We start from the raw sequence: 19,910 nt of genomic DNA, 5'->3' as shown, positions 1-19,910 counted from the left end.
ACTACAAGGAGGTAATCGATGCGCAAGAAGCACCTCGCAATCGGCGCGATTCTCGCCGCCGGTGCGCTGCTGCTCGCTGGATGCTCCAGCACGTCCGGCTCGGATTCCGCCAGCACCGACGGAAAGGGCAAGACGCTCACCCTCTGGCACTACGAGGGCGCGGACTCCGCCATGGGCAAGGCCTGGGACCAGGCGATCAAGGACTTCGAGGCCGAGACCGGCGCGAAGGTCAACTTCGAGGCCAAGAGCTTCGAGCAGATCCGCTCCACGGCCTCCCAGGTCCTGAACTCCAAGCAGGCCCCCGACATCCTCGAGTACAACAAGGGCAACGCCACAGCGGGCCTCCTCGCCAGCCAGGGGCTGCTCAGCAACCTCGACGACGCCGTGAAGAAGTACGGCTGGGACAAGAAGCTCGCCAAGAGCCTCCAGACCACCGCGCGCTACGACGACAAGGGCATCATGGGCTCCGGCTCCTGGTACGGCGTCCCGAACTACGGTGAGTACGTCGAGGTCTACTACAACAAGGACATGTTCGCGAAGTACGGCATCGAGGTGCCGAAGACGCAGGACGAGCTCGTCGCCGCGATGCAGAAGTTCGTCGACGCGGGCATCACGCCGCTGGCCGAGTCGGCCGCGGAGTACCCGCTCGGCCAGCTCTGGTACCAGCTGGCGCTGACCAAGGCCGACCGCTCCTTCGTGGACGACTACCAGCTCTACAAGGGCAAGGTGAACTGGCAGGGCACCGAGCTCAGCTACGCCACCAAGACCATCGACGACTGGGTGAACAAGGGCTACATCTCCAAGGACGCCTCCGGCCTCAAGGCCGAGGACGCCGGCACCGCGTTCATCGCGGGCAAGTACCCGATCTTCTTCTCCGGCAGCTGGTGGTACGGCCGCTTCGTGAACGAGATCAAGAACTACCAGTGGGGCACCTTCCTGTTCCCCGGCGCGAAGATGTCTCCGGGATCCGCCGGCAACATGTGGGTCGTCCCGGAGAACGCCAAGAACAAGGCGCTGGCCGAGAAGTTCATCGACATCACGATGAGCCCGAAGATCCAGGCCATCCTCGGCAACAACGGCGGCATCCCGGTCGCGGCGAAGCTCAGCGACATCACCGACGCCAAGTCGAAGGAGCTGATCGCCAACTTCAACACCCTCACCGGTGAGGACGGCATCGCCTTCTACCCCGACTGGCCCACGCCGACCTTCTACGACCAGCTGAACGCCGGCCTGCAGGAGCTCATCACGGGATCGAAGTCTCCCGCCGACGTCAACAAGGAACTCGGCTCCGAGTACCAGTCCGGCGTCAACGACATCACCAACCAGTAACCATCCATCGCTCCCTCAGTTCCTCCCGCCGACACGCCGGTGGGAGCGGGAGGAACTGAGGAACGGATGGCGAAGCACGGAGGAAACGATGAGTGTAGTGAGTGTGCGGCGGGCGGCGCGCCGGCGGAGCGAAGCGCTGCTGCCTGACAGCGGCCGCGGGTCGTTCTGGTGGTACCTGCTGCCGGGGTTCGTCCTGCTCGCGGTGATCGTGCTGATCCCGCTGGTGTGGAACATCTACCTCAGCTTCACCAGCTACCGCGGCATCCGGCCGCCCAAGTTCATCGGCGTCACCAACTGGGTGCGCCTGTTCGGCGACGAGAAGTTCTGGACGTCGTTCGGCAACTCGATCGCGATGATCGTCGCGATGGTCGTCATCCCGACGCTCGTCGGCCTGGTGCTGGCTGCCATGCTGTTCGACCTCGTCGGCAAGAAGTTCGGCGGAAAGCTCGCGAGCTTCCTGCGCGCCACCTACTACCTGCCGCAGATCCTGCCGGTGGTCATCGCGGCCATCGTGATCGGCTGGATCCTGCGGCCGGACAACGGGGCGCTGAACACCATCCTGGCCGCGATCGGGCTGGGCGACCTCCAGCACAACTGGCTGGGCAGCCCGGACACCGCGCTCGCGTCGATCATGGCCGTGATGGTCTGGGTGCAGCTCGGCTACCCGGTGGTCATCTTCATGGCCGCCCTCCAGCGCGTCGACCCGGAGCTCTACGAGGCGGCGGAGCTCGACGGGGCCAACTGGTTCCAGCGGTTCCGCTCGATCACCGTCTCCATCATCCGGCCCGAGATCTTCGTGGTCACCCTCACCTGCACGATCGCGGCCCTCAAGGTGTTCGGCCCGGTCTACACCCTGACCCGCGGCGGCCCCGGCACCGCGACGATGGTGCCCAGCTACTACTCGTACAGCGAGTTCTTCCAGAGCCAACAGGTCGGCTACGGAGCCACGATCGCGACGGCGCTCACCGTCGTCATCGTCGCGGTCTCCATCCTCTTCATCGTCGCCCAGAACCGGGCCGAGCGCAGGGAGAACGAGCGCTGATGTCCACCACGATCTCAAGGGAGTCGGCCCCCGCCTCCGCCACGCAGCCACCCGCTCAGCGCAAACTCAAGCGGCAGAAGCCCAAGAAGACCGCGACCGACTGGATCATCCTGGTCGTCGCCATCGTCATCGGCGTCGCGATCGCCTTCCCGTTCCTGCTGATCCTGCTGAACTCGTTCAAGAGCCCGACGGACTACAACTCCGGAGGCCCGCTCCAGCTGCCGACGCACCTTTACACCGACGGGCTCGTGAACTTCTGGAACCGGGTGAACTTCCCGCAGAAGCTCTGGAACTCGATCTTCATCTCGGGCGTCGTGTCGATCCTCGCCGTCGTCATCTCGGTGCTGAACGCGTACGCGATCGGGATCGGCCGGGTGAAGGCCCGCACCTGGATCATCGTCCTGTTCCTGCTGGCGAACATGCTGCCGCAGGAAGCCCTGCTCTACCCGCTGTACTACATGTTCAAGCAGGTCGGACTCTACGACAACGTGTGGAGCGTCATCATCATCTTCACGGTGATCCAGAGCGCGTTCGGCACCTACCTGCTGTCGAGCGTCTACGGCACCTTCCCGCGGGAGGTGCTGGAGGCCGCCTCGCTCGACGGCGCCGGCCGCTGGCGCATCCTCTGGCGGGTCGTCGTGCCGATCTCGCGGCCGACACTGAGCGTGCTGCTCATCTTCTTCTTCATCTGGACGTGGAACGAGTTCCTCATCCCGCTGACGTTCCTCGTCTCGAACGACAACCAGACCGTGCCCGTCGCCATCAGCGTGCTGCAGGGCGACCGGCTCATGGATGTCACCACGACCTCCGCGTCGGCGTTGCTGGGACTCATCCCCACGCTCGTCTTCTTCCTCATCTTCCAGCGCACCCTCACGCGCGGCATCACAGCAGGAGCTGTCAAGTAAATGAAGTTCACCGATGGTTTCTGGCAGCTCCGCGACGGCGTCACGCCGGTCTACGCCCAGGAGGCGTACGACGTGTGCGCCGGCGAAGGGGAGGTCACGATCACCGCGCCGGGCAAAGTCATCGAGCGCCGCGGCGACACCCTCAACCGGCCGACCCTGACGGTGACCCTCAGCTCGCCGCTGCCCGACGTGATCGGCGTGCGCGTCGACCACTGGCAGGGTGTGCGCGCCGAGCGCGGCTTCGCGCTCGCCTCCGAGGAGGGCCACGTGACGGTGGAGGCCGGCGACGAGTCGGCGACGCTGCGCGCCGGCTCGCTCGCCGCGACGGTGAAGCGCGGCGCCCCCTGGTCGCTCGCGTTCACGGCGGGCGAGGAGGGCCGGGAGCGCGTGCTGACCTCCAGCGGACACAAGTCGCTCGGCTACATGACCGTGGAGGGCGAGGGTGCTTTCGTGCACGAGCAGCTGGCGCTCGGCGTCGGCGAGCTCGTCTACGGCCTGGGGGAGCGGTTCGGCCCCCTGGTCAAGAACGGCCAGACCGTCGACATCTGGAACGCCGACGGCGGCACCTCCAGCGAGCAGGCCTACAAGAACATCCCGTTCTACCTGACCAACCGCGGCTACGGCGTCTTCGTGAACCACCCGGGCCACGTCTCGTACGAGGTCGGCTCCGAGTCGGTCGAGCGTGTGCAGTTCTCGGTCGCGGGCGAGAGCCTGGAGTACTACGTGATCTACGGGCCGACGCCGGCGCAGATCCTGGAGCGGTACACCGCGCTGACCGGCCGGCCGGCCGCGGTGCCCGCGTGGTCGTACGGGCTGTGGCTCAGCACGAGCTTCACGACGTCGTACGACGAGGAGACGGTGACCTCCTTCATCGACGGGATGGCCGAGCGTGACCTGCCGCTGTCGGTGTTCCACTTCGACTGCTTCTGGATGCGCGAGTTCAACTGGTGCGACTTCGAGTGGGATCCGCGCACATTCCCGGACCCGGACGGAATGCTCGCCCGCCTGCACGACAAGGACCTCCGCGTCTGCGTGTGGATCAACCCGTACATCGGTCAGCGCTCCCCGCTCTTCGCGGAGGCCGCTGCAGCCGGCTACCTGGTGAAGCTCCCGAACGGCGACGTCTGGCAGTGGGACCTCTGGCAGGCCGGCATGGGGCTGGTCGACTTCACCAACCCGGACGCCACGCGCTGGTACCAGGACAAGCTGCGCGCGCTCGTCGCGCAGGGGGTCGACTGCTTCAAGACCGACTTCGGCGAGCGGATCCCGACCGAGGTGGAGTACTTCGATGGCTCCGACCCCGAGCGGATGCACAACCTCTACACCCAGCTCTACAACGAGGCCGTGTTCGAGGTGCTCACCGAGTCGCGCGGCGAGGGCGACGCCGTGCTGTTCGCCCGGTCGGCGACCGCCGGCGGCCAGACGATGCCCGTGCACTGGGGAGGCGACAACACCTCCAGCTACGAGTCGATGGCGGAGACCCTCCGCGGCGGCCTGTCGCTCGCCCTCAGCGGCTTCGGGTTCTGGAGCCACGACATCGGCGGCTTCGAGGGCACTCCCGACCCGGGCGTGTTCAAGCGCTGGACGGCGTTCGGGCTGCTGTCGAGCCACTCCCGCCTGCACGGCAGCGACTCGGTGCGCGTGCCGTGGGCGTTCGACGAGGAGGCCGTGGAGGTCACCCGCATCTTCACCAAGCTGAAGCTGCGGCTGATGCCGTACCTGTTCGCGGCCGGTCGGGAGGCGCACGCCTCCGGCCTCCCGGTGATGCGGCCGATGCAGCTCGAGTTCGCGGGCGACCCGGCGGTGGACTACCTCGACCGGCAGTACCTGCTCGGAGCCGAGGTGCTCGTTGCTCCGGTCTTCTCGCCGACCGACGTCACGTTCTATCTGCCGGCGGGCGCGTGGACGCGCCTGCCGCTCGACCTCGGCTCGCTGGTCGAGGGCGGCGCGTCCGTGGAGACCGTGTCGGGTGGCCGCTGGCTGCGCGAGACGCACGGCTTCGACAGCATCCCGCTGTACGTGCGCGAGGGGGCCGTGCTCCCCATCGGTGCGCGCGACGACCGCCCGGACTACGACTACCGGGAGGGGCTCACGCTCGCGGTGTTCGCGGGACCCGACGGCACCCGCACGGTGAGCGTGACGACGCCGGACGGCGCGGTGGCCGAGTACACGGTGACACGTACCGGGTCGGCGCTCACGGCCTCCGGGCCGGAGGGATTCGACTTCGCGCTGCTCGACGTCGCGACCGGTCGGACCGCCGCATCGTCCGGAGGGCGCGCCGAGCTGTAATACAGTAACCGGGACCATGAACGGCAGGACGACGGGGACGAACCTCGACACGGTGCGACGGCACAACCTCGCCACCGTGCTCGGAATGGTGCACCGCGGCGGCCCGGTCGCGCGCTCCGCGCTGACCCAGGCCACGGGGCTGAACCGGTCGACGATCGGCGCGCTGGTCGCCGAGCTGGTGGAGCAGGGACTCGTTCTCGAACGCGAGCCGGAGACGAGCAACCGGGTCGGGAGGCCGTCGCCGGTCGTGGCCGCGGACGGCCGCGTCGTCGCGCTCGCGGTGAACCCCGAGATCGACGCGGTCACCGTCGGCGTCGTCGGGCTCGACGCGCAGGTGCACCGCCGGGTGCGGTATCCCACCGGGCACGTGCCGACCGCGCAGGAGGCCGCCGCGATCGCATCCGCGGTGATCGACGGGCTCCGCCCCGACCTGGCGACGGCCTCCCGGGTCGTCGGCATCGGGGTCGCGGTGCCGGGTCTCGTGCGGGAAGACGACGGGGTGGTGCGGCTCGCCCCGCACCTGGAGTGGGCGGAGGAGCCCTTCGCCGCCGAGCTCGCCGCGGCGACCGGCTACCCGGTACTCGCGGCCAACGACGCGCACCTGGGCGCGAACGCCGAGCGGCTGTTCGGCGCGGGGAAGGGCGCTGCCGACCTCGTCTACCTGAACGGCGGAGCCTCCGGTATCGGCGCGGGCGTCATCGTCGGGGGAGCGCCGCTGACCGGCATCAGCGGGTACGCGGGCGAGCTCGGCCACACCCTGGTGAACTCCAGCGGCGTGCGCTGCCACTGCGGTGCGATCGGCTGCCTGGAGACCGAGGTGAGCCAGCGCGCCCTGCTGCGCGTGCTCGGGCTGGAGTCGGCCGACCCCGACGAGCTCGCCAGGGCGCTGCGCGTCGCGGTCGAGGCCGGCGACGCCGCGGTGACCGCGGAGGTCGACCGGCAACTGGGGTTCCTGGCCACGGCGCTGCGCAACGCGACCAACGTCTTCGACCCGGAGCGGATCGTGCTCGGCGGCTTCCTCGGGGCGCTCCACGAGCTGGCGCCCGAGCGCCTCCCCGAGCTGGTGGCGGCCCAGGCGCTGGCCGCCTCCGCCGAGACCCTCACGATCACGCGCGCCGCCCTCGGCAGCGACATCCTCCTCATCGGCGCCGCCGAGCTCGCCTTCACCCCGCTCCTCGCGTCCCCCTCGTCCCCCTAACTGCCCCGCGCAGCTATCGATTCCTCACTTTCTCCCGCTCACACCCGGCGTGTTGCGGGAGAAAGTGAGGAATCGATGGCTGCGGGTCAGAGGGCGGTGGGGGCGGGGCCGAAGTCGGGGATGGGGAGGCGGGCGCCGTTCTGCAGGGCGCTCTCGTGCGCGATGATGCCGGGGAGGGTGTAGCGGGCGGCCTGCCAGGCGTTGACCGGCGGGAGGGCACGCTCGTTCACCGCGCGCACGAAGTCGTCGGCGAGGAAGTGGTGGCTGCCCTCGTGCCCGTTGGTCACATGGTCGAACTCCCGCGGCAGGCGCGTGCGGTCGTGGATGGGCGCGCTTCCCGACGTGAACGCGTCGCGCAGCGCGGGCGACACGTGCGCGAGCGATGGGTCGTCCGGCGGCAGGGTCGGCTTCGGCTGTAGGAGGTCGGTGATGTCGGTCACGCCCTCCTTGTCGGTGCGGTGCGACACCGTCGCCAGCTGCTCGAAGCTGCCGTCGGTGCCGAAGAACCGGAACCGCGACTCGCGGATGTGCGACGGATAGCCGACTCGGCGGAACTCGTTGGTGCGGAACGATCCGCCGCCTGCCACCTCGAAGAGCGCCGTCGCGTTCGAGAAGTCGTTGCCGAACATGCTCACCTCGCGGTCGAAGACGCCGTCGCCGCGGTCGTCGACGACGCCGATCGCCGACACGCTCACCGCGTGGGTGTCCCAGGCGCCGAGGATGCCGCCGATGGAGTGGGTCGGGTAGAGCAGCGGAGGGTAGCTCGCCGTCGCCTTCCACTCCTCGCCTCCGGAATACCGGTACGCGTCGTAGAAGCCGAGGTCCATGTCGTGCACGTAGTCGCCCTCAGCGTAGAACACCCGGCCGAAGGCGCCCTCCGCGATCTGCGACCGCGCGTACACGGTCGCGGGGTTGTAGTGGCTCGTCTCGCCCATCATGTAGGTGAGGCCGGTGCGGCGCACAGCATCGATGATCGCGGCGATCTCGTCGGCGCTGATCGCCATCGGCACGGCCGAGTAGACGTGCTTGCCGGCCTCCAGCGCCCGCACGACCAGCGGGCCGTGCGTCCAGCGCTGCGTGAAGATCGCGACGGCGTCGACGCGCGGGTCGTCGAGGGCCGCCTCGAACGACGCGATCGTGCCGTCCAGGCCGTACTCCGTGTTCAGGCGCTCCGCGCGTTCGCGAAGCAGGTCGGTGGCGTACACCGAGCTCACTCCGGGGTGCAGCGCGAACAGCTTGGCGAACTGCCCGGCGAACTGGCCGGCGCCGACCATGGCGATGGAGAAGGTCATGTCACTCTCTTTCCGCGCGCACCCCGCGAAAACGGGGCGATGTGCACGTTCACATTAACACCGTTGATCCGATAGCATGTAGGTGCGCCCGCAATCGAATCGATTCGAACGGGCGACTCTCGCGCACCACCTCCAGCACCATCTCCAGCACCGCGCCCGCCGCGGTGCTGTCATTTTTGCGTCCAGCGCCGGGCGCGGCCCCTCCCCACCCGCACTCCAGCAGAAGGACGTCTTTCTCGTGACCACCGTCGTGCATCCCGGAGACTCGCTCACCGGTCGCCAGCGCCTGGCATACATCCTCATCCTCGGCGCGCTCACCGCACTCGGGCCGTTCACGATCGACATGTACCTTCCGGCGCTGCCGACCCTCGAGACCGACTTCAACGTCTCGACGGCGATGATCCAGCTCACGCTGACGGCGACCACGATCGGCTTCGGCCTCGGCCAGCTGCTGGTCGGACCGTGGTCCGACAAGGTGGGCCGCCGCATTCCGCTCATCGCGGCGACCGGAGTCCACATCCTCGCCTGTCTCGCAGCGGCGATCGCGCCGAACGTCGAGCTGCTCGGCGTCGCACGCGCCCTGATGGGCGTCGGCGCCGCCGCGGGCGGTGTCGTCGCGATGGCGATGGTGCGCGACCTGTTCGGAGGCCGGCCCCTGGTGCGGATGCTCAGCCGGCTCGCCCTCGTCAACGGGCTCGCTCCGGTGCTCGCGCCCGTGCTCGGGTCGTGGCTGCTGCTGGTGATGCCGTGGCGCGGGATCTTCGTCGTCCTGGCCGGCTACGGCGTTTTCGTGATCGCGTGCGTCTCGGTGTGGATCGCCGAGACCCTCCCGAAGGCGCGTCGGCACGACGCCGGTCACGCGACGGTCGGCCAGCGCTACCGCTCCGTGTTGAGCGACCGCGTCTTCGTGGGCATCGCGATCGTCGGAGCCGCGAACTTCACGGGCCTGTTCTCGTACCTGTCGGCGAGCCCGTTCATCTTCCAGGGCCTGTACCGGTTCACGCCGCAGGAGTACGGCCTGCTCTTCGCCGTCAACTCCATCGGCATCATCATCGGCGTCCAGTCGGCCTCCCGCCTGACCAAGTACTTCGGCCCGCAGTGGATCCTGGCGGTCTCGACGATCGTGATGCTCGTCGCCTCGCTCGCCATCGTCGTCCTCGATCAGGCGCACGCCGGGATCTGGGGCGTCGCCGTACCGCTGTGGTTCTTCATCGCGGCGTGCGGGTTCGGCTTCCCCTGCGTCCAGGTGCTGGCGCTCAACAGCCACGGTCACGAGGCCGGGACGGCGGCGAGCCTTCTCGGCGCCCTCAACTTCGGCGCGGCCGGCGTCTTCTCGCCGATCGTGGGCCTCCTCGGCACCGGGAGCGCCGCGCCGATGGGCGCGATCATGGCGATCTGCGCGACGGTCTCGATCGCCGCGCTGTGGCTGATCGTCCGGCCGCGGACGGTACCAGAGCTCGCGCACTGAGCGAGCCGCCGCGCCCGCAGAGCCGACCCCGCCTCAGCGAATCCTGGGAGTGCGGCGGCTACGGTGGACGCATGGCGGCACCCACAGGCGACGATGTCCACACTGCCGCGCGCATCCAGCGTCGCTGGCCGCTCATCTCGGCGTCGGTCGCTGTCGGGTTGGTGCTCGTCCTCGGCGTGATCATCGCCGTGCGTCCGGCCGAACCGTTCGCCGTCGACCTCCGGTGGATGGCGGAAGTCGTCGAGCACCGCTCGCCGGTATGGACCGCGCCCGCCCTGTTCTTCAACTATGTCGGGGGCGGTCTGCTGGGTTCCGTGGTGATTCCGGTGGTGATCTTCGCGCTGCTGCTCGCCTTCCGCCGACCGTGGGGCGCTGCCTTCTTCGGCATCGCGAGCATCCTCTCGGTGATCTGCGTGCAGGTGCTGAAGCACACCGTCGGCCGCGCGCGCCCGTCCGACATCCTGGTGACCTCCGACACCGGTTCATTCCCGTCGGGGCATACAGCCAACGCGGCGACGATGGCCGTGGTCTTCGCCATCCTCTTCCCGCGGGTGTGGGTGTGGTGCGCAGGCGCCGCCTGGTCGCTGCTGATGGCGGTCAGCCGCACGTATCTGGGGGCGCACTGGCTGAGCGACACCATCGGCGGGCTGCTCCTGGGGGCGGGGGTCGCCGTCATCGTGTGGGCGCCGCTGGCCTACCGGCTCGCTGAGGAGAGCACGAAGCCGCACCCGTTCCTCCGGCTTCGCGCCGGCCCGGGCTGAACCGGCGGCCCGAGCGGGTCTCCACGGCCTCTGCGGGCTCAGCCGTCCACGGCGCGCCGGGCGCGCTCGCCCACCCCGACCGCGATCTCCGCGTCGCCGCCGCTCCGCTCCGACCACGCCGCCGACAGCCCCGCCCAGGCGAGCGTCCAGCGCAGCATCCGCCGCTCGTCGATCCCGGTCTCGTCGGCGATGATGCTCACCGTGCGCTCGAGTCGCCCGGGCGCGTGCGCGATCTCCCGATCGGGATTGCAGAGGATGTTGGCGAAGTCGAACGCCGGATCGCCGTGGATGTGCTTCGGGTCGATGGCGAGCCAGCCGCGTCCGCCGCTCTCGGCGTCGCCGAAGTCGAGGACGTTGCCGTGGTGGAGGTCGCCGTGCAGCACGACGTCGGCCGCGCGCTCGGCGAGCAGCGCCTGCGCCTCGATCGCGGCGCGTGCGAACAGCCCACCACGATCGGTCGGATGCGCGGCGGCGTGCTCGAACAGCTCGACGAACCACCGCCGCAGCCCGACGAGGCCTTCGGGCCTGGGGAGGTCGTCGACGGCGTGGAGGCGCACCGCCGCCCGACACAGGATGCGGGTCGCCGTCTCGTCACCGTGGGTACCGGAGGCCGCGAGCGCAGCCAGGTCGCGGTCGCCGCCGGCGCGTTCGAGCACCAGGGCATCGCCGTCCGCTGCGAGCACCGCCGCCGCGCCGCGGCCCGCCCACCAGCGCAGCACCCGGCCGCCCGCGGCCTCCTCCGCGACGGTCGCCAGCTTGAGGTACGCGGGCACGCCGTCCCTGAGCACAGGCTGCAGCACACTCGACGGAGTCGCGAACGCATCGCCGTCCGGCACGAGCCCCCAGCGCGACCGCCACGGCGCCAGTACGGCGTCCGGGTCGTCGGCGCCGGGGGAAGTCACCCTGCCATACTTTCACGGTGAGCTCGATCCGCCCGTACCGACCGACCGACCACGACGACGTCTACGACGTGTGCCTGCGCACGGGTGACGCCGGTGCGGACGCGACGGGCCTGTACTCCGACGACACGCTGCTTCCCGACATCTTCGCCGGCCCCTACGTCGCCTTCCGACCCGACCTCGCCCTGATGGTCGACACCGGCGAGCGGGTGGCCGGTTACGCCGTCGCCGTCGAGGACAGCCTGGCCTTCGCCCGCTGGTACGACGACAACTGGTTGCCCCGGTTCCGCACGGCCCATCCGCTCGACGCCGCCCCGAACGACGCGGAGCGCGAGGTCATCGGCTGGGGCCTCGACCCGCGCGGAAGCATCGTTCCGGAGGTCGACCGCTACCCGGCGCACCTGCACATCGACCTGCTCCCCGAGCTGCAGCGGCAAGGTTTCGGCCGCAGGCTGATCCGCGCACAGCTGGAGGCGCTGCGCGCGCGGGGAGTGCCAGGGATGTACCTGCGGGTCTCGTCCGCCAACACCTCCGCGATGGCGTTCTACGATCGGCTCGGCTTCCACGAGCTGCCGTCGAGCAGTCCGGAAGCGCCGGTGCTGGGCATCGCGACCGACACGGAGCTCTGAGCGGGCGCCCGGCCTACCGCAACCGCGGCAGCCGCTCGAACCAGTACAGCAGCTCGGGGGACGTGCGGCGCAGCTGGGTCATCGTCATGAAGTCCTCTGCGCGCGTCACCGGCCGGTCGAGCTCTTCGGCGACGCGCTCGATGTCCTCCGCCGACCAGAACTGGCCGCGCATCCGCAACAGCACCCGGCCGTCATGGCCCGTGACGAAGAGCTGCGGGAGGGTGTCGAGGGTGCTGCCGTCGTAGATCCGCACCAGCACGATGGAGCGCACGTCGACCGGGCGCACGAGCCGCGTGTGGCCGAAGAACCCGCGCTCCCGCACACCGTCGGGGCGCAGGGAGATCGTGGCGCTGAAGAACCCGTAGACGCCGACGATCGTCGCGATGACGACGAGGACGTGCGCACCGAGGACGATGGTCCAGTCGCCGTCCGGGATGGTGAGCCAGTAGAGCACGGCGAAGACCGGGGTGGTCAGCGCGAAGATGGCGGTGAGACCCCGGACGAAGAGATCGCGGTAGGGCCGCAGCACCACGACCGGCGTCACGTCCGTCTCGACCTGGGATCCCTGCTGCCTGCTCATCGGTTCGAGCCTGACGGATCACCCTTTTCGTCGGTAGCGGCATTTTGGGGGACACGTCTGGCGCGTTCGGCCTGCGACCGCGCTCGCAGCGAACGCACGCGGAAGGCCGAGAGGATCGTGACGAGCACTCCCACGGCGAACAGCACGATCGTCGCCGGGTCGTGCATGGAACGGCCGATCAGCACCGTCACCCCCGCCAACACGAGGGTGGCGCAGAGCTGGCTGAACATCTTCCCGGTCACGGAACATATCTAACATGCCCCGCTGGGCATCCACCGACGGAGTGCACGGACTGTGCGATGCTATCAACGTTGTAAATCTGCGTGGAACGAGGGGGTCTCATGGTCGCGACGCTCAAGGATGTCGCCGGCGCCGCCGGTGTGTCGGTGAAGACGGTCTCCAATGTCGTCAACGGCTACGACTTCGTGAAGGCCGCGACGCGCGTGAAGGTGCTCGCCGCGATCGAGGAGCTCGGCTACCAGCCGAATCTCGCGGCGCGCAACCTCCGCGCGGGACGGACCGGCGTGATCGGCCTGGCCGTTCCCTCGCTCAGCTTCAGCTATTTCGCCGAACTGGCCGACGCGGTGCTGGAGGCTTCCCGGCGGCTCGGCTTCGTCACACTGATCGAACAGACCGGCGGCGACCGCGAGGCCGAGCTCGAGTTGCTGCGCGGTTCGCGGCTGTCGATGCTCGACGGCCTCATGTTCTCGCCGCTCGGGATGTCGATGGACGACGTGGACGCGCTGAACGTCGACTACCCGTTGGTCCTGCTGGGTGAGCGGATCTTCGGCGGACCGACCGATCACGTCGTCATGCAGAACGTGGAGGGTGGCTACGCGGCGACGGAGCATCTCATCGCATCCGGCCGCACCCGCATCGCGGCGCTCGGCGCCCACGTGGCCGAGCGGGTGGGCTCGGCCTCCCTCCGCCTCGAGGGCTACCGTGCGGCGCTGAAGGACCACGGTCTCGATCTCGGGGACGAGCTTGTCGTGTTCCGCGAAGGGTGGCATCGAACCGACGGCGCAGCGGCCACGCAGGAGCTCCTGGATTCGGGAGTTCCGTTCGACGCGATCTTCGCCCTGAACGACGAACTCGCGCTGGGCGCGTTGCGCGTGCTGAACCAGGAGGGCGTCCGCGTGCCGGAGGACGTGGCGGTCATCGGCTTCGACAACGTGATCGAGGGCCAGTTCGCCATGCCGAGTCTCAGCACCATCGATCCGGGTCGTTCGAGCATCGCGCAGCGGGCGGTCGACGCCCTGATCGAGCGCATCGGCGACCGCAACGGGGAGGTCGGCGCGCCCCGGATGATCGAGGTGCCGTTCACCACCGTCGTTCGCGAATCGTCGAGCGCGACCGCCTCGATATCGGCCGCGTAACGGCGATTGACTTCCGGAAACCGATGATCCTATAATCCGATACAACGTTGGAATTCCAACGTTGTAAAAAACGAGGTCGGCACGGAGCCGGTCAACGTCGAGAGGCATTCAATGAAGAAACTCATCGCAGCCGTCGCGCTCGCGGCCGGCGCGGCCGTCGCGCTCGCGGGCTGCTCCGGAAGCGGCGCGGCACCGTCCAGCGGCCACGTCGATCTCACGTTCTGGCACGGGTACACCGAAGCCGACGGCAAGGTCCTGGACGCGATCGTCGACGACTTCAACAAGTCGCAGAAGAACATCACCATCACCACCACGACCAAGACCTGGGCCGTCATCGGCGACACCCTGCTCCCCGCGCTCTCCGCCAAGAAGGGGCCCGACATCGTCGCCGTGCCCGCGGAGACCCTCCCGGTCTACGCGACCAAGGGCGCGTTCGCCAAGCTCGACGACTTCTACGCGGGCGACGTCAAGAACGCCAACCTCAACCCGCGCGCCGTCGAGATGGAGAAGGTCGACGGCGCCTACTACGGTGTGCCGACCGGATTCGTCCCGCTTTCGGTGATCTACAACAAGACGCTGTTCGAGAAGGCCGGCATCACCACCTTCCCGACGACCTGGGACGAGTGGGTCGCCGATGCCAAGAAGCTCACCGACCCCTCCACCGGTCAGTACGGCCTGGCCCTCCCCGACCACGCCACCGTCGGCAACGGGGTCTGGGCCAGCCTCTTCTACGGCAACGGCGGAGAGATCGTGAGCGGCTCCAAGTCGGTCGTCGACTCGAAGGCCAACGAGGAGACGCTGAGCTACTGGTCGAAGGCCGTGATCGACGACAAGATCTCGCCGACCGGGCTCGACGGCGTCGCCTCCGACAAGCTGTTCTCCTCCGGCAAGGCGGCCATGGAGATCGGCGGCCCGTGGATGGCCGGCGTCGCCGAGGCGAACAAGATCGACTACGGCATCGCGGGCATCCCCGCCGGCCCCAAGGCGTCCGCCTCGTCCGCCATCGGCATCTCGGCTGCGGTCACGGCTCAGGCCGACCCGGCCAAGCAGGCCGCTGCGAAGAAGTTCTTCGACTACTTCTTCACGAAGGAAGTCGCCACGAAGTGGTCGCTCGGCTCCGGCTGGCCCCCGCTGCGGACCGACATCCCCGCGTCGGCCGTGTCCGCCAACCCCGTGGTGGAGGCTCTGACGAAGATCGCCGGCGACGCCCGGCCGCTGCTGCCCGGCGTGGCCAACAGCACGGATGTGCTCTCCGCCGTCGACGAGGCCACCCAGAAGGCGTTGACAGGCGGCGACCCCGCCCAGCTCCTGAAGGACGCATCGACGAAGGTGCAGCAGGCGCTCGGCAAGTGATCCATCGGCGGGCCGTCGACCATCCAGGCGGACGGCGGCCCGCCTCGTCTCGAAAGACACCATGACCAGTCTCACCCGCAACCGCCCACGGCGCGCCTACCGGCCGCCTGCGCCCCTCGGCGGCAGGCCGAGGACGGCCAGGAGCCGGGCGCCGATGGCGCTCCTGTTCCTCCTGCCCGCGCTCGTCATCCTCATCGCCTTCGTCGGCTGGCCGATGCTGTCGGCGCTCCGGCTCTCGTTCACGAACGCGAGTGGATTCGGCGCGGAGAGCTGGGTCGGGCTCGACAACTACGCGCGGATCTTCACCGACCCGCAGATCCTCGCCACGCTGGGCAACACCGCGCTCTACACGGTGCTGTTCACGCCGACGGCGCTGATCGCCGCGCTGCTGCTCGCGCTCCTGCTCGGCAACCGGCGCCTGATCGCCCGAGGCTTCTTCCGCACCGCGCTGTTCCTGCCGTTCGTGGTCTCCCTCGCGGTCGCCGCCTTCGCCTGGAGCTACCTCCTGGACCCCCAGGTCGGCCTCGTGAACTACTGGCTCCGCGGCGTCGGCATCCAGCTGGGCAACGTGCTCCAGGACCCCGTGCTCGCGATGCCGACGGTCGTCCTGGTCGCGATCTGGAAGAACTTCGGCTTCTACATGGTGATCTTCATCGCCGGGCTGCAGGAGATCCCGGAGTCGCTCTACGAGGCGGCGAAGATCGACGGGGCAGGCGCCTGGCGCCGCTTCATCAGCGTGACGCTGCCGCAGCTGAGCAACACCCTGGCGTTCGTGGTGGTGTTCGCGATGATCGCCGCGCTCCAGGCGTTCGACCAGATCTACGTGATGACGGGAGGCGGCCCGTACCGCTCGACGCAGACCGTCGTGATGGAGATCTACCAGGAGGGCTTCAAGAAGCTCGATCTCGGCGGTGCGACCGCCCTCTCCTACGTGCTGCTGGCGGCGACCCTGCTCCTCAGCCTCATCCAGTTCCGCTTCTTCGGACGACGCGAGAAGGACATCGCATGACGACCACCGCCGCCCAGCGCACCGCGACGCCGCCGCGCACGGCGCCCGGTCGCTCGCGCCTCCGGATCGGGCGCAGAGCCGAACGGTGGCTGCTGTTCGCCGCCGTCCTCGTGCTGACCGCGATCGTGCTTCTTCCCGTCATCGTGATCGTGCTGACCGCCTTCAAGCCGGCTGCCGAGATCAACGCCTTCCCGCCGACCCTGCTGCCCGGCGCCTGGACGCTCGACAACTTCGCGAAGATCTTCAACGACCTCCCGTTCGGCCGGTTGTTCGTCAACAGCCTCGTCTTCGCCGGCGGTGTGACCGTCTTCGCGCTCGTGTTCGACTCACTCGCCGCCTACGCACTCGCCCGGATCGACTTCCGGGGCAGCCGCGTGCTGCTGATCGTGATCGTGGCCAGCCTGATGATCCCGTTCCAGGCGACGCTGATTCCCGTCTACCAGCTGGTGGCGCAGCTCGGCTGGGTGAACACGTTCGCCGGGCTGATCATCCCGCGTGCTGCCGATGCGTTCGGGATCTTCTTCCTCCGCCAGTTCTTCATCTCGCTGCCGCGCGACCTCGACAATGCGGCACGGATCGACGGGGCAGGCGAGTTCCGCATCTTCCGCAGCATCGTGCTCCCGAACGCCGTGCCGGCCCTCCTCACCCTCGCCATCTTCACCTTCGTGAACAACTGGAACGACCTGCTCTGGCCCCTGGTGTTCACGACGTCGCCGGAGATGGGGACGATCACGTCGGGGCTGACGCTGCTGACCGGGCCGAGCGGCATCATCCCCTACGGCACGATGATGGCCGGATCGCTGATCGCGGTGCTCCCGCTCGCGATCATGTTCCTGATCATGCAGCGGCGCTTCATCGAGTCCGTCGCGACGACGGGGCTGAAGTGACGGCGCCGCGCTGGTTCGAGGACGGTCGCCTCCACCTCGGGCTCGGCATCGAGGACACCTTCGTGCCGCAGTCGAGGCCGGGCGAGGGGACACGTCCGGCGGAGCGCGCGATCGACGAGTACGAGCTGACAGAGCACTACGAGCGGTTCGCCGGCGACTTCGCGCTCGCCGCCGGTGTCGGCGCCGAGTTCCTGCGCTGGGGCGTGCCGTGGTACCGCGTCGCTCCCGAACCGGGCCGCTGGGACTGGGACTGGACCGACCGCGCCGTCGACGCCCAGCTGGCCGCCGGGCTGCGCCCGATCATCGACCTCCTGCACTACGGCACCCCGCTGTGGCTGGACGCGGAGTTCGCCAACCCGGACTACCCGCACCACGTCGAGGAGTACGCGGCACGATTCGGCGAGCGCTACGGCGACCGGGTGTTCGACTACACCCCCGTCAACGAGCCGGTGATCCACGCGCTGTTCTCGGGGGAGTACGGCTACTGGCCGCCCTATCTGACCGGAGCCGAAGGCTTCGCCATCATCGCCGCCAACCTGGCGCGCGGCTTCGTGCGCAGCCAGCGCGCGCTCGCCGACCGCGTAGGGGCGGCGGCGACCTTCGTCCACGTGGACGCGGCGATGAGCTTCATCGGCGACGACACTGCACCGGAGCATCGGGAGGAGGCCGAGCGGCTCCGGCATCAGGTGCACCTCGTCGAAGACCTCGTCACCGGCCGGGTCGATGCGGAGCACCCGCTGCTCGACCGCGTCGCGCCGGCCGTCCCGGACCGGGAACTGCAGTGGTTCCGTGACAACGCCGTGCAGCCGGACGTGATGGGGGTCAACTACTACCCCCGGCATTCGACGGAGCTGTTCGAGGCGGGTGTGCACCACGGCGGCGGCTTCGCCGACCCGCGGCCGAGCGTCGATCGCGGCGCCGAGGGGCTGCGCGAGGCGCTGACGGCGTTCGCCGCCCGCTACGGCGCGCCGGTCACGGTCACCGAGACCTGCGTGACGGGCGGCGTCGAGGAGCGCATCGCGTGGCTCGACCAGTCGATCGCGCTCGTGGAACGGATGCGCTCCGAGGGCGCGCCCGTCGTCGGGTACACCTGGTGGCCGCTCTTCGACATGTACGAGTGGACCTGGCGGCACAGTGCGAATCCGCGCTCCGACCATCTGCTGACGATGGGGCTGCACGACCTCGTGGAGTCCGCCGACGGCCTCCTGCGCGTCGCGAACCCCGTCGCCGACCGCTATCGCGCGCACAGCAGCCGCCTGGCTGCGCTCGCCGGATCCTGACCCAGAACGACGACACCGGAAGAATCACATGCACTCAGCACGACTCACCCTCCAGCCCGCCGCGACGATCGGCGCCATCAATCCGCGCCTCTACGGCTCGTTCGTCGAGCACCTGGGACGCGCTGTCTACGACGGCATCTACGAGCCGGGGCACCCCTCGGCCGACGCGGAGGGCTTCCGGACTGACGTCATCGACCTGGTGAAGGAGCTCGGCGTCTCGGCGATCCGGTATCCCGGCGGCAACTTCGTCTCGGGGTTCCGGTGGGAGGACTCGGTCGGCCCGCGCGACCAGCGGCCGCCGCGGCTCGATCTCGCCTGGCACACGACAGAGACCAACGAGGTGGGGCTGCACGAGTTCCAGTCGTGGCTGGACAAGGTGGGCAGCGAGCTCATGCTCGCGGTCAATCTCGGCACCCGGGGCGTGCAGGAGGCGCTCGACCTGCTCGAGTACGCGAACCACCGCGGAGGGACGGCGCTCTCCGAGAAGCGCATCGCCAACGGACGCAGCGAGCCGTTCGACGTGCGGATCTGGTGCCTCGGCAACGAGATGGACGGCCCCTGGCAGCTGGGCCACAGCTCCGCCGAGGAGTACGGGCGGCTGGCGGCGAAGACGGCCGGCGCGATGAAGGCGTACGACCCCGACCTCGAGCTGGTCGTCTGCGGCTCGTCGAGCTCGTCGATGCCGACCTTCGGCGAATGGGAGCGGACCACCCTGACCGAGACGTACGAGCTCGTCGACTACATCTCCTGCCACGCCTACTACGAGAACACCGGCGACCTGGGCTCCTTCCTCGCCTCCGGCGTCGACATGGACCACTTCATCCGCAGCGTCGTCGCCACGGCCGACCACGTGAAGGCCGTGCGCGGCAGCGACAAGCGCATCGACATCTCGTTCGACGAGTGGAACATCTGGTACAACACCCGCTTCGAGAACGTCGACAGGATCACGGGGACCGACAACTGGCCGATCGCCCCGCGACTGCTGGAGGACGTCTACACTGTGGCCGACGCTGTCGTCTTCGGCAGCCTCCTGATCACGATGCTGAAGCACGCGGACCGGGTCACCAGCGCTTCCCTCGCCCAGCTGGTGAACGTGATCGCCCCGATCATGACCGAACCGGGCGGCCCGGCCTGGAGGCAGACGACGTTCTTCCCGTTCGCCGCGACGTCGGCGCACGGGCGCGGGGTCGCGCTCGACGTCGACCTCGTCTCCGGCACCTACCCGACCGAGCGATTCGGGGACGTGCCGCTGGTGGATGCCGTGGCGACCCGCGACGAGGAAGCGGGACGCTACGCGGTCTACGCGGTCAACCGCGCGGTCGACGCCCCGACCGAGCTCGTGATCGACCTCGCAGCGCTCGGCGCGGAGGGCCGCGAGCTGCGGGTGACCGCACGCACGCTGTCCGATCCGGACGTCGAAGCGGCCAACACGCTCGACGACCCGGAGCGCGTCGCGCCGGCCGACCTCTCGGTGGTCAGGGACGGCGACACCCTCCGACTGGAGCTGCCCGCCGTCTCGTGGACAGAGGTGCTCCTGGGCTGACCCATCGTGACGACGACCCGGCGTCGTGACAGCCCGTGCGCGCCCGCGCGCGGGTCGGCAGTGAGAAAGG

18 protein-coding genes are annotated in these 19,910 nt (G+C 69.1%); 14 read left to right on the top strand and 4 right to left on the bottom strand.

Going from position 1 to position 19,910, the window contains the following annotated elements:
* Window positions 1–18 precede the first annotated feature (18 nt).
* From JNB50_RS10115 to JNB50_RS10095, 5 genes are all read left to right on the top strand, one after another.
* Window positions 19–1,329 carry an ABC transporter substrate-binding protein gene (locus tag JNB50_RS10115; RefSeq protein ID WP_208040008.1) on the top strand — a complete coding sequence of 437 codons (1,311 nt, stop codon included), beginning with the start codon at window positions 19–21 and terminating at the stop codon, window positions 1,327–1,329.
* 88 nt (window positions 1,330–1,417) lie between these two features.
* Window positions 1,418–2,371: a carbohydrate ABC transporter permease gene (locus JNB50_RS10110; RefSeq protein ID WP_208040007.1), complete on the top strand. Its 954-nt coding sequence runs from the start codon at window positions 1,418–1,420 to the stop codon at window positions 2,369–2,371.
* Window positions 2,371–3,276: a carbohydrate ABC transporter permease gene (locus tag JNB50_RS10105; protein WP_208040006.1), complete on the top strand. Its 906-nt coding sequence runs from the start codon at window positions 2,371–2,373 to the stop codon at window positions 3,274–3,276. The genes JNB50_RS10110 and JNB50_RS10105 overlap by 1 nt, the downstream gene beginning before the upstream one ends.
* The gene (yicI, locus tag JNB50_RS10100) at window positions 3,277–5,565 is read left to right on the top strand and encodes an alpha-xylosidase (RefSeq protein ID WP_208040005.1); all 2,289 of its coding nucleotides are present in this window, start codon (window positions 3,277–3,279) and stop codon (window positions 5,563–5,565) included. It abuts the gene before it with no gap.
* Between the two features lie 16 nt (window positions 5,566–5,581).
* The gene (locus JNB50_RS10095) at window positions 5,582–6,763 is read left to right on the top strand and encodes an ROK family transcriptional regulator (protein WP_208040004.1); all 1,182 of its coding nucleotides are present in this window, start codon (window positions 5,582–5,584) and stop codon (window positions 6,761–6,763) included.
* Window positions 6,764–6,849: 86 nt separating this feature from the next.
* Here the strand turns inward: JNB50_RS10095 and JNB50_RS10090 are convergent, their stop codons facing one another.
* A complete protein-coding gene (locus tag JNB50_RS10090; RefSeq protein WP_208040003.1) occupies window positions 6,850–8,055 on the bottom strand; it encodes a Gfo/Idh/MocA family protein in 1,206 nt (401 codons plus the stop codon).
* A gap of 238 nt (window positions 8,056–8,293) precedes the next feature.
* Here JNB50_RS10090 and JNB50_RS10085 point away from each other — a divergent pair, with 238 nt between their 5' ends.
* Together JNB50_RS10085 and JNB50_RS10080 are read left to right on the top strand one after the other, a co-directional pair.
* Window positions 8,294–9,523, top strand: coding sequence for a multidrug effflux MFS transporter (locus JNB50_RS10085; RefSeq protein WP_208040002.1), 1,230 nt, complete (start codon window positions 8,294–8,296; stop codon window positions 9,521–9,523).
* Between the two features lie 71 nt (window positions 9,524–9,594).
* Window positions 9,595–10,284: a phosphatase PAP2 family protein gene (locus tag JNB50_RS10080; RefSeq protein WP_208040001.1), complete on the top strand. Its 690-nt coding sequence runs from the start codon at window positions 9,595–9,597 to the stop codon at window positions 10,282–10,284.
* A gap of 38 nt (window positions 10,285–10,322) precedes the next feature.
* Here JNB50_RS10080 and JNB50_RS10075 read toward each other — a convergent pair whose 3' ends face one another.
* On the bottom strand, window positions 10,323–11,186 hold the full coding sequence (locus tag JNB50_RS10075; RefSeq protein WP_208040000.1) for an aminoglycoside phosphotransferase family protein: 864 nt from the start codon (window positions 11,184–11,186) through the stop codon (window positions 10,323–10,325).
* Window positions 11,187–11,203: 17 nt separating this feature from the next.
* On the opposite strand from JNB50_RS10075, the gene JNB50_RS10070 reads away from it, so the two are divergent.
* Entirely contained in the window at window positions 11,204–11,812 is a 609-nt protein-coding gene (locus tag JNB50_RS10070; RefSeq protein ID WP_208039999.1) for a GNAT family N-acetyltransferase, read from the top strand.
* A 13-nt stretch (window positions 11,813–11,825) separates the two neighbouring features.
* On the opposite strand, the gene JNB50_RS10065 is transcribed toward JNB50_RS10070, so the two are convergent.
* A complete protein-coding gene (locus tag JNB50_RS10065) occupies window positions 11,826–12,392 on the bottom strand; it encodes a hypothetical protein (protein WP_208039998.1) in 567 nt (188 codons plus the stop codon).
* On the bottom strand, window positions 12,389–12,622 hold the full coding sequence (locus JNB50_RS10060) for a hypothetical protein (RefSeq protein ID WP_208039997.1): 234 nt from the start codon (window positions 12,620–12,622) through the stop codon (window positions 12,389–12,391). Before JNB50_RS10060 ends, JNB50_RS10065 begins: the two co-directional genes overlap by 4 nt.
* Before the next feature lie 111 nt (window positions 12,623–12,733).
* Here JNB50_RS10060 and JNB50_RS10055 point away from each other — a divergent pair, with 111 nt between their 5' ends.
* The 6 genes from JNB50_RS10055 to JNB50_RS10030 all read left to right on the top strand — a co-directional run bounded on the left by JNB50_RS10055 (window position 12,734) and on the right by JNB50_RS10030 (window position 19,840).
* Window positions 12,734–13,768 carry a LacI family DNA-binding transcriptional regulator gene (locus tag JNB50_RS10055; RefSeq protein ID WP_208039996.1) on the top strand — a complete coding sequence of 345 codons (1,035 nt, stop codon included), beginning with the start codon at window positions 12,734–12,736 and terminating at the stop codon, window positions 13,766–13,768.
* Window positions 13,769–13,879: 111 nt separating this feature from the next.
* Window positions 13,880–15,121 (top strand): ABC transporter substrate-binding protein, encoded by a 1,242-nt coding sequence (locus JNB50_RS10050; RefSeq protein ID WP_208039995.1) that lies wholly within the window; start codon window positions 13,880–13,882, stop codon window positions 15,119–15,121.
* Between the two features lie 61 nt (window positions 15,122–15,182).
* Window positions 15,183–16,130 carry a carbohydrate ABC transporter permease gene (locus tag JNB50_RS10045; RefSeq protein ID WP_208039994.1) on the top strand — a complete coding sequence of 316 codons (948 nt, stop codon included), beginning with the start codon at window positions 15,183–15,185 and terminating at the stop codon, window positions 16,128–16,130.
* Complete coding sequence (locus JNB50_RS10040) at window positions 16,127–17,017, top strand: carbohydrate ABC transporter permease (RefSeq protein WP_208039993.1); 891 nt, start codon at window positions 16,127–16,129, stop codon at window positions 17,015–17,017. The genes JNB50_RS10045 and JNB50_RS10040 overlap by 4 nt, the downstream gene beginning before the upstream one ends.
* Window positions 17,014–18,297: a family 1 glycosylhydrolase gene (locus JNB50_RS10035; RefSeq protein ID WP_208039992.1), complete on the top strand. Its 1,284-nt coding sequence runs from the start codon at window positions 17,014–17,016 to the stop codon at window positions 18,295–18,297. The genes JNB50_RS10040 and JNB50_RS10035 overlap by 4 nt, the downstream gene beginning before the upstream one ends.
* Window positions 18,298–18,325: 28 nt before the next feature.
* Window positions 18,326–19,840: an alpha-N-arabinofuranosidase gene (locus tag JNB50_RS10030; protein WP_208039991.1), complete on the top strand. Its 1,515-nt coding sequence runs from the start codon at window positions 18,326–18,328 to the stop codon at window positions 19,838–19,840.
* Window positions 19,841–19,910 lie beyond the last annotated feature (70 nt).

The organism is Leifsonia sp. TF02-11, assembly GCF_017565305.1.
In the GTDB taxonomy this organism is placed as follows: Bacteria; Actinomycetota; Actinomycetes; order Actinomycetales; family Microbacteriaceae; genus Leifsonia.
The sequence above is the reverse complement of the archived record's forward strand: the minus strand, read 5'-3'. Positions and strand labels throughout refer to the sequence as shown.